Raw genomic sequence first — 13,914 nt, 5'->3', positions numbered from 1 at the left:
AATAGTATATATATCGATATTTTATAATCTCCTATAAGCTATTTTAGGAAGTTGACGCATTATTTCTATGTGCTCCCTGATAGAGGGGGCGCTCTCTGAATGTTATTTTATTGATATATCGTGAGTATTTACGAATATTAAAAAAACAGCATGGCTTAATGGCAAAGTTCCTGAAACATTGGAATAGTAGAAGAATAGTTAAGAGGTTCCTTTTATCACCTTTGTGATAGTAGGAACCTCTTTTGTTATCATTTTATTACTACATAAGTACATTACAATATACAAAATATAGTTAGTGTGTATTGAGGAGATCTTATGTTTAGAAAATCTTTGTTATTCGGTGGTCTGATTGCTGTGTTGTGTTTGAGTGGTTGCAGCAATGCTAATGAGTTGCCTGGGTATAATGCAAAATCTAAGCATTCTAGTGCTGATTTTTATAAGAATGATTTGATGGATAGTATTCTTAATGAAAGAATCTATAATGCTACTAGTGTTGCGGAGGTTAGTGATGCGGCTAGATTGCTATATCGTGTTGATGAGATGAATGCTGAGCAGCGTAGAAATTTAAACTATTCTATGTGGCGTGCCCAATATAATGCTGTAACAGAAGTCCATATGCATACTGATAAAGGCGGGCTTTCCTATACACTGCCTTTTCCAGCTTTCAAAGGTGGCACACAATCTGCCCCTATTCCGAATGTGAAAGATACTAATACATTGGTGTATACATTTAACCATCCTTTTATTTATACTAGTTTAGTTGTGGATAATCATCCGTATGAGCAAAGTGCTCAGTATTTGGGCAAACCCTATAATGAATTAAAGCAAGGCTATGTGCGTTCTGCATTGCAGGAAAAATGGTCACATATGAATCAAGATCAGTTTGATATATCCAGTATTGATGGTAGTACTTTCAAAGGAGAAAGGGTTATTAATGGCCGCTGGAGCACCATGAAAACTAAAGGTGATTCTACCTTTGTGGCGAATGATATTTCTTTTGCCTTAAATAATGAGCCTGATACGCAATATGTACTTACCTTGATGGTTAGAGAAGATGGCGAGCGAGGTATTGGTAAACGAGGCATCGAGGACATTATCGCTAATTATATTGTGTCTAATATTACATCATTAGAACGGTTAAATAAGGATAGTCATTTTGAAAGCTTTAATAACTATAATTATCGGGTATTAAATGATGCCGTTGAAGAAGCATCCGGTAATGAGCATATTAAAATATATAAGGATCCTACAGGTATTTCGCAGATGATAGAAGTATATCCTGTTGAGCATAAGGGGGAAATCTGGGCTAATCTTGTTGACATTGTCACAATCTCTGAAGCACAGTTAAAAGCTAGAAAGAATATGCGTAGTGGTAGCCATACGTATATATGGAATGATGGCGTTCCTGGCGTGTTGGTAACATTTGAATATGAAGATGGTATTAGTGAGTGGCGATTTAGCACGCAAGATGCACATAATCTTTATATACATACAATCTATTATAAATATGATGCGAATCGAAAGAGCTTGCCAGCACTAGCAGGAATCGCCTCTGATGCGAAGATTTCAAACTTGGGTGATACATATAAGGGCGAAGTAGATTTTTTATGATATAATTGATATCAAAGTGAGGTATAAATGGTTTGGTTGCCAGACTTCGCTTTTATATTGATTTAATTGAAGAAACGGTCTGACTTCACAGTCGGGCCTTTTTTCATGTTTAAATGTAGGTGTCAGCTGTGAAGGTCCCTCTTGCCATACATTTTTAAGATTATAGCAATTATTGTATTTAATACAAATAAACCTGCAAAGCACACTAAAGCCATGGAATACCCATATCCGGCTTCGTGAAAGTACGATACAATCATGGGACCAGCAATGCCGGCTAAGCCCCAAGCTGTTAAGATACGGCCGTGAATGGTAGAGAGTTGGCGTATACCATAAAGGTCTGCAAGATATGCTGGCATACAAGAGAAGCCTCCACCGTAACAGGTGATAATGAGGAGTATTAAAATCTGGAATGTTAATACACTATTGGTTTGGGACAGTAAATAGAAGGCAATGATTTCCATGATAAAGAATAATATATAAGTTTGTGCTCGTCCAAGAAAATCAGAGATAGTGGACCATACAATGCGACCACCACCATTGAAAATGCCAATAATACCGACTAGAGAGGCCGCAGCTGCTGGTGTCATACCAATGGTTTCTTGTGCCATTGGGGATGCTAGAGATAGGAGCCCAATACCGCAGGTGATATTAACAAAGAAGACCCACCATAGAGCACTGAATTGCCACGTTTTCATAGCATCATTAGCTAGCATACCGTGATTATGTACGTACATGGTAGATTTATCTTGATTAGAGCGTGTCGGTTCTTTTGGCGTAGGTGCTTTCAAATAAAGGGAAGAAGCACTCATAACTATAAGATAGATGATACCAAGGATAATGAAATTATTTACTAAGCCCACATGAGCCACAAGGTACTGCATAAGAGGACCTGCAATAAGGGCGGCAAATCCGAATCCCATTATAGCTAATCCGGTAGCAAATCCAGGACGATTTGGAAAGTATTTTACGAGCGTAGAAACTGGTGTTATGTAGCCGATGCCTAGTCCAATACCGCCAATGATACCGTAGAATAGATATAGTAAGGTAAGGCTATATATGCTAAGTGCATAAGCTGTACCGAATAGACCTGCTACCCAAAATAACATGGCGAGTAGACCGCTTTTTTTAGGACCAATCTTCTCTGCAAAGGATCCAAGAAAACCTGCAGATAGACCAAGCATTAGAATGGCTAGTGAAAATGTCCAGGTTGTTTGTGATAAGGTAAATCCCATATCTACCATGATAGGGCGCGTGAGCACGCTCCATGCATACACGCTACCGATGGATATGTGCAGTCCAATAGCTGCAAGTGCGATAAGCCAACGATTTCTCATAAAAAAACTCCTTTCATATACGTGAGATTATCAAAAATTGATAAAGAAGCATTTGCTATGAGATGGCAATAAAAAAAGACCATCTGAACAAAAGCTTGCCCAGACGGTCGGCTATCACACGATGTGTGCTACTGTGCATGTAGTCAATTCTACGTATCCGTCAGCCCAGTAGGAAGATGAAATAAATATACCAATTGACAATATATTTTGTCGGTGATATAAGTCACTATGTTACTAAACTATTACAGAATGCTTTAATTTACATGAATTTGTTATAGGGTTATATTACTTATAAGTGTGTTTTTTGATTCGTGGTGGTTTTATATGTTTTACAATTACGATAGATATAGCAATTGTAAAAGCTATCAAAAAGGATTCTTTTGCGAAGCTAATGGCAATAGTTTCTTGTCCCATTAGCATATAATAAATGGATCGATAAAAGCTGAGCCCTGGTAGTAAAGGGAATAAGCTAGTCATTAGGAAAACTATAGCAGGGCATTTCCGTTTAACAGCCAATATTCTTGATGCTATGGCGATGATAAAACCACTGATGAATATGGAGAGCATAACATTAGACTGTAGTGAAGATAATGTTAAGAACAAGAACCATGAGATGAATCCTAATATTGTACAATCGATAAAATGTTGTTTAGCTACACGGAATAAGATTGCAAATGCTGTCGTACCAATACCAGCCATTATACTACGCATAAACATAGAGGTTAAGGAATTAGTATCTAAATTAGAGGTATAAAGAGGAATCATTTGTGTGTTGAAGAGTAGTGATTGTACTACTGCGACCCCTACAGCCATTGAAATACAGGTAAGTAACGCGCCCATCATAAGGGTTATTCCTGTATTATAGTTATTCTGGCTATACTCTCTAATAGCATTGACGAAAGGAACTCCGGGAACAATGTCAATCATGGCTCCTAGTAATATAACTGATAGGTTGGAGCCTAATTCAAAGTGGATAAAGAGATTACCCAATAAGGCTATTAGAATACTACCTAAAATGGTAATCAATACATCAGAGCTAAGTATGCGTTTAATCGTACACATATAGACGCCTAATATTAAGCCTATAATACCTGCAATTATAGAGTCTGTTATAGAACTACCAATTGCATAGCTAAAGCCAGAAGCTCCTAACGTATAAGCTACTAATCTCCAAAAAAAAGAATAGTCTGACATGGTATCAATTTGATTAAGTTCACTTTCAATCTCCTCAATAGTAATATTTTTTTGTGTGATACGTCGGGAGAGAGCATTAACAGATTCAATTTTACTGAGGTTAATATCGACTTCAGGAACGTTATAAATACGAGTAATTTCAGTTCCATCAGCTTTCTTAGCAGTTGCAAAAATACCTCTATTGGATACGTAGGCTTCTAAATATTTAAAATTCATAGCTCGTGCTATGTAGTTCATAGTATCCTCTGTACGACTGATTTCGGCGCCACTGCTAAGTAGTATTTTTCCAGCTTTTAGTATAATTTCTAATTCCACACCTGTCATTATTTCCTCGTTATTCATTTTACTTCACTGTTATTTATATTGGACTTTTTGATAGGTCTATCTTTAGGAGATTCAGTTGATTTTGATTCTTCCTGTTGTTCTTGTAGAATATTGATATTTTGATGTATAACTTCTTCGTCTATTGAGAGATGCTCTTCTACATAGTCTTTTAGCTCTTGAACTGTTTCCGTATTTGAAAGTATTTCTTTTGCTTCATTATGAATATCTTCTTTAAGAGATTTTGTATCTGCTTGACTAATATCACCTAATGTATGGAATAGTTCGCGTTCTTTTTCTGAAAGATTTTTGTGAGGACTATGTTTTTTTAATGATAAATGGAGCATCTTTCTTCGGAAGAGTTTTTCCATAATGATATCTTTACGATCACGGAGCCAGCCATAAATAAGAATAATTAGGAGTAATAGTCCCATATAACCGAGAATTGGGTAGAGGATACTAATCAAATCTTTAAAACCAAAGAAACTACATATATATCCTATGATTACTACAGAAATAATAACAATTCTCATTCTTTTTGTGCTGCCGTTGGCAAAACGTCTAGCAATAGAATAAAAAAGAGAGAATGCTGTATTAAAAATAAGTGAAAAGACTGTGATTGCATATATATATGCTAGCCAAGGATGAATTTGATTGGCAATAGCAAGAATCGGCAAATCTGCATCTTTTACTGTATCTAGATTTGCAAAAATAGAGATAGCAGCTATAAAAACAACTAATCCGACTAATAGGCCACCACGAGTGCCACCTTTTTCAGCAATACCAATACGAACAACAGAACCACCTAAAATAAAGGCCATAGAAACAGCTGTCATAGCACATAGAGAATAATAATTAATGACAGAAAACCATACATTGCTTGTGGCTGGTTTGATTGTGTGGGCTATAGCCTCTAATGTAGTCCAATCATGACTTTTACCAATAAAAGAGTAGCCTGTAATGATGAATATCATAACAATCATGATAGGAGTAAAAACACCTAAAACATTGGTTATTTTGTCAAAGTTCATAAATGATACGGTTATGATTAAAAGTGAGCAAATTAATCCGCCAAGCCAAAAAGGGAATCCAAATTGTTGTTCTAAGTTTGAGCCTGCGCCAGCAATCATAACAAATCCCATAATAAAGCTACCAGAGATTAGTACAAAATCAAGTATTCTTGTAATAATAGGATGGGAAATCTGTGTAAAAACTTCTTCATGATTGTCTGCACGATAGTAGCTCCCCAAAGAAAGCATGATTTTACCAAATGCGGCATTTAATAGACCTAGTAATAGAACACCAATAAGACCTATTTGGCCAAAACTTATAAAATATTGTAGAAGATCTTGTCCACTCGAGAGTCCTGCACCTACAATAACACCTATGTAGGCAAATGCAATTTTCCATGATTGTTGCATTATATTTTCCTCCTTTCAAATACATAAATTAGTAAATATTTAATATTATATCATACTAATGATTCAGTTTATGGAAACCTCACCGCCAATCTCTAATTGCATAGTATTATTTCAGATGCTAAGATTGCAAACTTAGGAGATACCTATAAGGGTGATGTGGATTTGCTATGATACAATAATAGTAATATGAAATGTACTAAGTCCCAATGAAGTTGATGCGGTTCGTTATAAACTAGATTATCAAGAGGACTATGAGCAGGATTATCCTTTTAAGTAATGTGTATATTTGTTTCGTGTGTTGAGGTGTGAATCCTATGGCTACGTGGTCTGGAATACGGAATAAGTTAGAAACAGAATATCTTGCTATCAGCTTGCGAGGGCATATTCAATATTTTGTTACCACTTATAGTAAATCGCCTGATCATGAGGGGCGGGCTGCTATACGATATAATGGTAAGGAAATTATAAAAGGCAATTATTGGAATCAATATGTGAAGGCCCATCTGTTTCCTAAAGATGATACCTATGAACGAAGAATGCATGAAGGTTTTCCGTTCATAGACAATACAGCACTAGAATTAGGCGTATTTGATCAGCGGTGCTTTTATCAGGCTTTTGATGAATTTGAGAATCAAAAGATAGATAAGAGCTTGGTTAGTGATAATCTAATTGTACGTATCTTTGCAGTTTTAGATAGACGTGTGGGAAAACGGAGACTCATTGTAATGAGAAATCTCATGGAGGAGCAAGATCCTGTATTCCAAGAGTTTTATGCTATTCGTATGTACCACGAAGGTTTATAAATGAAACACGGAAGGAAATTGTTCAATTCCCTTCCGTGCTTAGATATGATATAATTTATATCAAAGTGAGGCATAAATGGTTTGGTCGCCAGACTTCGCTTCTAGAATTTAATGTTGAAGAAACGGTCTGACTTCACAGTCGGGCCTTTTTTCATGGCCTATGCTGCGAAAAGCTAGCTTTAGCTAGAGGTCAATTCATTTAGCTGCCATAATAATGGTCGCCACAAGTATACCAAAGGAAATCATTAATGATAGCACTTTGAATGTACTCATATTGATCACCGCCAATCTCTAGAAGATTAGCAAAGACTGGACCCATTTAGAGGCCTCAAGTTCAATATAGTCCTGTTAATAACAAAAGTAAATAGATTAGAGGTTCCTAATAGTCACCTAGGTGACCAATAGGAACCTTTTTTGCTTGACTTTTTTAATTTATATAACCCATATGTTACAATTAATAATATAGTAGTCGTGTTGTAGGAGAGACCTATGTTGTATTTAGTCATTGCCGTCATCGTCATTGCATTTATTGCAAAATCTAGATCATCGAATAATCTAACAGATAGTGATGCGGATATAGAGAAACAGAATCGCATATTAGACGAAGTTAATCGTACATACGGAAATATTGAAGCGTATGAACCACAATTAGAACCTTCAGATATAGAAGGAATATATTTTAATGAGTTCCGTGAATATGTTGATGCACAGGGGCATGTGTTGACTCCAGCAGAGATTGATGAAATCCGGTATAAAGATGATTATAGAGAGGATATTGAACAGGATTATCCGTATCATAGATAATCGTGGAGGGCGTAGAGATGAAACGAATTATATATGCTATCAGCCTTGGTGTATTGCTAGCGACACCAGTGTTTTCACTAGCAATTGATACAACACCAATGATACGTGTTACGAATGAGCATAATGGTCAATATGATGAATCGTTAGATACTTTTACAGAAACAAAATTCTTCGGACCATATCAATTCCGCGTATTAAAGGATGCTATTGAAACGAAAGGCGAAACAAAAGATATTGATGGTAGGGTGTTTAGAACCTCTGATGGGGTATTTATGCATGTTAAGGCAAGATCTATTGATGGTAATAGTATGTCCTTAGATAATGAGATTAAAAATCTTGTTAAAGAAAGAACGATTCCTGAACCTACTGTTAAGATGGTATTGCCCATTAAGGATAGTGTAATAGAGGTTAATAATGATGGTGTGCGCAGTTTACTAGCTGAATTTATGTATGGCTGGCCATTAAAGAATAGGACGGACATGGTATTAGTTACTGATTATGAAGGAACTAGATACTATTATAAATTGCAGTTCTATAGAGATAGATTGCCAAACAGTGTTCGTATTGAGCAACTGCGAGAAATGATTATGGATGCGCAGTTTAGCTTTAAATAATATGAATATATTATGTTCGAGAGAGGATACATTGTGTTAAAGCATATAGTATTAGCTATGACTATTAGCGTAGCTATCATTACGCCTGCTCAGGCTATAGACATTAATATACCTGGTGCCGATAAGACTATTCCTGTAGAGGCGTATAAGAATTATAATTATACGAATGAAAGTTTAGAAAAGGCGTTATCAGATAAGGAAGAACATGTAGCTAAGAAATTAAAATCTTACCATTATCGAGATTATGAAATTACTAAACAAGTTCAATATAGTAAGAATAGTTTACGTGCCGTGCAAGCACATAGTACAATTATTCGTCTACATTCTGATACGGATAGTATGCGATTAGTAATGCCATTTTCAAGCCAGCATGGTATGTATACTCAGAAACAGGATGGACAGACTTTGGAAATCAATAATCAGAAAATTGATTTTTCTATTATGGCAGATACAACACGGCATTTAAATCAATTAAATAAGAAAAATCGTGATTTACATCGTGACATTAAAAAATTCTCTAATCCATCTATAGGATCTGCTTTGTGGTTTAAGGAAAAGCAGCAATCTAAAGACAATAACGAAATATATACGACAGGTATTCAGTTTAAAAACCCTAAGAATAAGTCAAAATCCTATCGTATGGCATTTACTTATAATGGGGGCGGTTCTGAAGGTGCATTGATTGATCGTCATGTAGAAAATATGATTGCTAATTATATAGTGCCATCTATTCAGCTTTTACCTGATACAGATTCATATTCTGAAAGCAAAGAGCTATATGGATTTATTTATAAGATGCCTAAAGGTTCACATCAGGAGATTGGATATGATATAAATAATGATGCAATTCATGTATATAAAACAGTTGGGTACGAACAGTGTGTGTATGTGAATCGTAGTCAACTTGGTGACAAAAGCATGGCTGCTCAGTATACTAAAATGTTAGAGTTAATGACTAATATTGGTGTAAATTTAGGTGTTAAAGATCCGCAATATGCTATTGTTTGGAATGATGGTATTCCTTCAGCTTTAATTGATGTATATAATCCGGATGGGGATTCTTTAATCGTTGTACTTACATATGATGACAATAGGATGCTTGTAAATTGGATTGCCTATAACTTAAAAGATACTAAGCTTAGTCGTGATGAAATACGTTATATAGCAGAATCTGTAAAGATAAAAGATAAAGTTTCGCTTACGAATCAAAAGATACAGCCTTTATCTGAGGAGTTTCTTATATTTTAAAGTTTCTTATTAATAGAATATGTAATGAAAAAAGGTCTATATACTACAGCTCAGTAATATATAGACCTTTAATTGTATTATCTAGTTTTCCAACTATTATAGGATGCTTTTACCCATAGGGAATACAGTTTTGCCAAATACCTTGTTTACAAGTACGGCACCAGAACCGTAGAAGCCCAAGAGGGAGATGAATAATTCGGACCATGCTGCAAGGGCGAAGAAGCCTGTTTTGCCACCTAAGAATAGGTCTGTTGCAAGACCGAAGAATAGAAAGCAGATTAATAGCATAATAGCGAATACAACTTTGTTGGTTTTCAAAGATGCGATGGTGCCAAAGATAGAGAAGATTAAGAAGCCCACATTTAAGTCCTTTATTTATGATATACTACATATAAAGTATGTAGGAGGTTATATGGTTTTTCTTACTTCATTACAAAGTATCATGCCTATCGTCTTGCTCATATCTCTTGGATATTTCTTAAAAGGGCGGGGCATGTTTAATGATACATTTAGCTCAAATCTATCGAGGCTCATCATGTCCGTCATTTTGCCGGTCGGCGTATTTATGTCCGTGCTTCACAATGTGCAAACATCGGATTTGTGGGACTTGCGGTATGGATTACTCGTCGTGATGATGACCTATGTAGTGTCATACATCATTGCGTTTATTATGATGAAAATTGTACATGTCCCACGGGGACGGCGCGGTATTTTTATCAATATGGTAGTTAACGATAATTGTTTATTTATTGGACTACCTGTACAGATTGCATTGTTTGGGCCTGATGCATTACCGTTTTTCTTGCTGTATTATATTGGTAATACCATATCTGTATGGATGTTTGGTGTATTCCTTATTGAGGCTGATCCATTACCTACGAATGGTGCTAGCCATGGTGAAAGCTTTCGCACCTTGGTACGCAAGTTTTCTTGGAAAAAATTATTGCCACCGCCATTATTGGGCTTTTTCTTGGCGTTAATATTCTTATATGCTGAGATTCCATTGCCAACGGTATTACATAATACGTTGAACTATATAGGGAATATGGTAACACCATTATCCTTGCTATATATTGGTATCGTATTACATGATGCGGGCCTTAAAAGCATGCGTTTAAATAAGGACTCTATCGGTGGTATCATTGGCCGTTTTGCCGTAGCACCGTTTATCATGTTCTGCGTTATATATGCTACAAAATACCTCATGGGCATTACATTGGATCCCGTTGCGGTCGTCACATTCATCGTTCAATCTGCAGGACCGGTTATCGCCGTATTGCCAATCGTAGCGAATGAAGCAGGTTCTGATTTGCCATTTGCCACAGGACTCGTAACCATTAGCTCCGTATTGTTCGTATTCGTTATACCAGTTATTATGGAAATATTAACACTGTTTGGGATGTAAAGCTTAATTATTACCACATTATAAGAAGATTTTATTTTTATAATGTGGTATTTTTATTTGAATTTTAAACGTATGTTAGTTTGATGTATAATGGAATAAATAAGGAGTAACAGTTGACCTATAATATTTAAAGAAGCTATTATTAAATTAATAGGGATATATTATTAAATTAGAAAAGAGGTGATTTCATGGCGTTTGTTCCAAAGATAACAGTATCCGAATTTGTAGAGCGTGAAATTAGTATTCGTTATAAACGTTTACCTATAGTTAATTTTGTTAATTTAATAAAATCAGGTGTAGAATTAGGAAAATTTGAGAGATATGTGATTGAATTCTTTAGAGAGGTAAAACCAGAAAATAGACGTAAATTTATGGTAGAACAAAATATTACACCATTCGAAATGGAACAATTATATAACAAAGTAAAGCATATCCCGGCTGTTAGTACTGTAGAAGGATCGATTTATGGAGAGTGAACGAATTCGTACAGAATTGCTTTTGGAAAAAGCCATTAAAATCTTAGAGTATGCTAATATCGATAATAGTCAATGGTCCATGGGTGGTGGAACTATTTTAATGCTTAACTATCATCATCGTTTAAGTAAGGACGTAGACATATTTGTTTCGAATACACAATATTTTAATGGACTATCTCCAAAGTTAAATGATGTAGCCGAAGATGCTGATTTTTATCAAGAAGGAGAACGATTTATTTCTTTATCTTATCCCGAAGGAAAAATTGATTTTGTAAAGGCGTTTCAGGTAAGTGATTACTTACCCACATTAAAGCATGTATTTAATCAGAATATATTTGTGGATGATGATATAGAAATTGTAACTAAGAAGGTTTTCTTTAGAGGTGCATCTTTACATCCTCGGGATTTATACGATTTGGCTACTGTTTATTTAGGACCAAGGAGAAGTGAATTAGTTAAGGCTCTAATTAATATCCCAGAACAGTTACAAGAGTTTCATGATGCTTTACAACGGGTAGGACCAGGATTTTCTTTTTCTGAAGATTATGGTTTAGATTTAGTATTAGATATACCATTAGGGCTTAAGGGCCGAGAGGTGGATATTTGTATAGATTTATGTAATGAGGTTCGTAAATCTTTAGTTTAATTAGATATAATATCATTAATTTCATAAGAAAACGACTAGTACCATATACATATGTATATGGTACTAGTCATTTTCTTATGCATTAAGCGTTTCGATAATCGTTACGATATCTTCTGCCTTTCGAGCAATGTGTTTGACGCCTAAATCTTTATGTAATTGTTCATCTCTAAAGCCCCACGTAACGCCAATGCATAGTAGGCCTGAGTTATTTGCAGTAGCTACATCGACTTCAGAGTCGCCGATGTAGATGGATTCGTCTTGTGACGAATTTAATTCTTTTAATGCTTGTAATACCATGTCTGGTGCTGGTTTACGTTGTAATCCAGGGCGTTCACCAATAGCTACTGGTAAACGATCACCAAAGTATTCTTTATTTAATGGAGTAATACCTTCTTGGATTTTATTAGAAACAATGGCGAGTTTATATCCTTTAGCACGTAATGTATCTAATACATCAAGCATGCCAGGATATGGGGCTGTGTAATCTTGTAGATGTTCTCCGTAGTATGTTTTAAATTCGTCGAGATAGGTGTTGAATTCAGCCTCCGAAATGGAATCTGGCAGTGATTGATGCATCAAATGAGCTACGCCGTTGCCAAGGGCTGCTTTCACCTCAGGAACCGACCGTTCAGGCAAATCATGAGCGCGCAATACATAATTCACCGCATTGCGTAAATCTGTTAACGTATCTAGCAATGTGCCGTCACAATCGAATACGATAGTTGTATATTTCATGGGGACCTCCAAAATTTATATAATCTTATTCCATTATATGATATGAACCGAGAATTTTAAATTAGTCTATGATACAATTAGTATACTAGTTAAAAAATTTTGGAGGATTAGTATGACTGAAATACAATCTTTATTATTGATGAAAGCCACGTTAGAATCCGCAAATCTTCATGGTGTTGAAGCCATGCTCGACGATGATTGCGAATATGTTTCTACGGGACGAGGCATTATTGCTCGTAATAAACGTGAAAGCTTAGAATTTTTAACGGCCATGGTTGATTCCATCCAATCTGACCATGTACCTGTTATCTGTCGTGTGATGCATATTACAGAGGTTTACGAAGAAGGCGCTTTATTTCATGAGGGTCGTCATGGCTTGACCGTTGCTTATGAAGAAGGCGACCAATATGCGTATATGTTGTTTGTTGATATCAATGAGGATGGCCGTATTGACCGCATCGTTTCTAGCCAAGAAAATTATGCGTTTGAATACGATGATCTTCGTTTATCCTTAGATGAAACACCATATCGTTTCCCAATTGTGCCGCACACTGTGAAAGACTGGATTGCGGCCCTTAGCATTTGGCTTGAAACTGATAATTTTGATATCGATGATTTTTACCAATTCATTGATGAAGATACCAAGGTAGTGTTCCAAAAAGGCGATGCAGAATCTATTACACTAGAAAATGGCCTCGATGTAGAGGACTACTTTGATCAACTTATGAATCAACACTTTGCTGCCGTACCACATATCATTCGTGATGAAGACGATAACCTTATTTTGGTCTATGGCCCTATGAGCCTTATCGTGAGCCTTAACGAACAAGGTGGTTTGGCCGTAATCAGTATATACATTGATACGCGCGACGAAGAAGAATCTATTGATGAATACGGTTATATCGAAGAAGATTTGACCGAACCTGTTGAAGAAGAACCTTTTACGGGTTATTGATCGGTACATCATACATGTCCATAAAAATTAGAACAGGCCTGTACTAATTTTTGAGTGACCTTATATAGGTGTGTTCAGAAATAGAACAGGCCTGTACTAATTTTTCGGGGACCTTATATAGGTGTGTTTAGAGATAGAACAGGCCTGTACTAATTTTACGGAGCCCCTATATAGGTATGTTCAGAAATAGAACAGGCCTGTACTAATTTTTCGGTGACCTTATATAGGTATGTTCAGAAATAGAACAGGCCTGTACTAATTTTTGGATGACCTTATATAGGTGTGTTTAGAGATAGAACAGGCCTGTTCTAATTTTAAAGAGGCAGGAGCTCGCTCCTGCCTCTTTT

The 13,914-nt window shown here is 35.9% G+C and carries 15 protein-coding genes and 1 riboswitch; of the genes, 9 read left to right on the top strand and 6 right to left on the bottom strand.

Translation table 11 applies throughout. The annotated features are described in order from the left end of the window. The first annotated feature begins 315 nt into the window (after positions 1-315). Positions 316-1,611 carry a hypothetical protein gene (locus VAHSUH02_RS06805; protein ID WP_005382694.1) on the top strand — a complete coding sequence of 432 codons (1,296 nt, stop codon included), beginning with the start codon at positions 316-318 and terminating at the stop codon, positions 1,609-1,611. A gap of 122 nt (positions 1,612-1,733) precedes the next feature. Here VAHSUH02_RS06805 and VAHSUH02_RS06800 read toward each other — a convergent pair whose 3' ends face one another. The 3 genes from VAHSUH02_RS06800 to VAHSUH02_RS06790 all read right to left on the bottom strand — a co-directional run bounded on the left by VAHSUH02_RS06800 (position 1,734) and on the right by VAHSUH02_RS06790 (position 5,881). Continuing rightward, positions 1,734-2,945: an L-lactate MFS transporter gene (locus tag VAHSUH02_RS06800; RefSeq protein ID WP_005382697.1), complete on the bottom strand. Its 1,212-nt coding sequence runs from the start codon at positions 2,943-2,945 to the stop codon at positions 1,734-1,736. Positions 2,946-3,035: 90 nt separating this feature from the next. Further along, positions 3,036-3,123: riboswitch (ZMP/ZTP riboswitch) on the bottom strand. Positions 3,124-3,230: 107 nt separating this feature from the next. Beyond that, on the bottom strand, positions 3,231-4,463 hold the full coding sequence (locus VAHSUH02_RS06795; protein WP_051022578.1) for a threonine/serine exporter family protein: 1,233 nt from the start codon (positions 4,461-4,463) through the stop codon (positions 3,231-3,233). Between the two features lie 14 nt (positions 4,464-4,477). Beyond that, positions 4,478-5,881 (bottom strand): YkvI family membrane protein, encoded by a 1,404-nt coding sequence (locus VAHSUH02_RS06790; RefSeq protein ID WP_005382699.1) that lies wholly within the window; start codon positions 5,879-5,881, stop codon positions 4,478-4,480. A 314-nt stretch (positions 5,882-6,195) separates the two neighbouring features. Here VAHSUH02_RS06790 and VAHSUH02_RS06785 point away from each other — a divergent pair, with 314 nt between their 5' ends. Then, positions 6,196-6,684, top strand: coding sequence for an SF0329 family protein (locus VAHSUH02_RS06785; protein WP_005382700.1), 489 nt, complete (start codon positions 6,196-6,198; stop codon positions 6,682-6,684). Between the two features lie 195 nt (positions 6,685-6,879). Here the strand turns inward: VAHSUH02_RS06785 and VAHSUH02_RS09855 are convergent, their stop codons facing one another. Continuing rightward, complete coding sequence (locus VAHSUH02_RS09855; protein ID WP_353511575.1) at positions 6,880-6,930, bottom strand: hypothetical protein; 51 nt, start codon at positions 6,928-6,930, stop codon at positions 6,880-6,882. 243 nt (positions 6,931-7,173) lie between these two features. Here VAHSUH02_RS09855 and VAHSUH02_RS06780 point away from each other — a divergent pair, with 243 nt between their 5' ends. The 3 genes from VAHSUH02_RS06780 to VAHSUH02_RS06770 are packed head-to-tail and all read left to right on the top strand — an operon-like array spanning position 7,174 to position 9,350. Continuing rightward, the gene (locus tag VAHSUH02_RS06780; RefSeq protein ID WP_005382701.1) at positions 7,174-7,488 is read left to right on the top strand and encodes a hypothetical protein; all 315 of its coding nucleotides are present in this window, start codon (positions 7,174-7,176) and stop codon (positions 7,486-7,488) included. 17 nt (positions 7,489-7,505) lie between these two features. Further along, complete coding sequence (locus tag VAHSUH02_RS06775; RefSeq protein ID WP_038148654.1) at positions 7,506-8,102, top strand: hypothetical protein; 597 nt, start codon at positions 7,506-7,508, stop codon at positions 8,100-8,102. A 33-nt stretch (positions 8,103-8,135) separates the two neighbouring features. After that, positions 8,136-9,350 (top strand): hypothetical protein, encoded by a 1,215-nt coding sequence (locus VAHSUH02_RS06770; protein WP_105112050.1) that lies wholly within the window; start codon positions 8,136-8,138, stop codon positions 9,348-9,350. Between the two features lie 96 nt (positions 9,351-9,446). On the opposite strand, the gene VAHSUH02_RS06765 is transcribed toward VAHSUH02_RS06770, so the two are convergent. Beyond that, positions 9,447-9,710 carry an acetate uptake transporter family protein gene (locus VAHSUH02_RS06765; RefSeq protein WP_072137529.1) on the bottom strand — a complete coding sequence of 88 codons (264 nt, stop codon included), beginning with the start codon at positions 9,708-9,710 and terminating at the stop codon, positions 9,447-9,449. Positions 9,711-9,762: 52 nt separating this feature from the next. Here VAHSUH02_RS06765 and VAHSUH02_RS06760 point away from each other — a divergent pair, with 52 nt between their 5' ends. The 3 genes from VAHSUH02_RS06760 (at position 9,763) to VAHSUH02_RS06750 (ending at position 11,877) form a co-directional block, all read left to right on the top strand. Further along, entirely contained in the window at positions 9,763-10,755 is a 993-nt protein-coding gene (locus tag VAHSUH02_RS06760) for an AEC family transporter (RefSeq protein WP_009661089.1), read from the top strand. A gap of 188 nt (positions 10,756-10,943) precedes the next feature. Next, positions 10,944-11,231: a hypothetical protein gene (locus VAHSUH02_RS06755; protein ID WP_005382706.1), complete on the top strand. Its 288-nt coding sequence runs from the start codon at positions 10,944-10,946 to the stop codon at positions 11,229-11,231. Next, a complete protein-coding gene (locus VAHSUH02_RS06750) occupies positions 11,221-11,877 on the top strand; it encodes a nucleotidyl transferase AbiEii/AbiGii toxin family protein (protein ID WP_005382708.1) in 657 nt (218 codons plus the stop codon). The genes VAHSUH02_RS06755 and VAHSUH02_RS06750 overlap by 11 nt, the downstream gene beginning before the upstream one ends. A gap of 75 nt (positions 11,878-11,952) precedes the next feature. On the opposite strand, the gene VAHSUH02_RS06745 is transcribed toward VAHSUH02_RS06750, so the two are convergent. Then, entirely contained in the window at positions 11,953-12,612 is a 660-nt protein-coding gene (locus VAHSUH02_RS06745) for an HAD family hydrolase (protein WP_005382711.1), read from the bottom strand. A 112-nt stretch (positions 12,613-12,724) separates the two neighbouring features. On the opposite strand from VAHSUH02_RS06745, the gene VAHSUH02_RS06740 reads away from it, so the two are divergent. Continuing rightward, on the top strand, positions 12,725-13,567 hold the full coding sequence (locus tag VAHSUH02_RS06740) for a hypothetical protein (protein WP_005382712.1): 843 nt from the start codon (positions 12,725-12,727) through the stop codon (positions 13,565-13,567). The last annotated feature ends 347 nt before the right edge of the window (positions 13,568-13,914 follow it).

It is taken from the genome of Veillonella atypica KON, assembly GCF_002959915.1.
GTDB lineage: Bacteria > Bacillota > Negativicutes > Veillonellales > Veillonellaceae > Veillonella > Veillonella atypica.
Note: the sequence above shows the minus strand (reverse complement) of the source record. Positions and strands in the feature narration are given on the sequence as shown.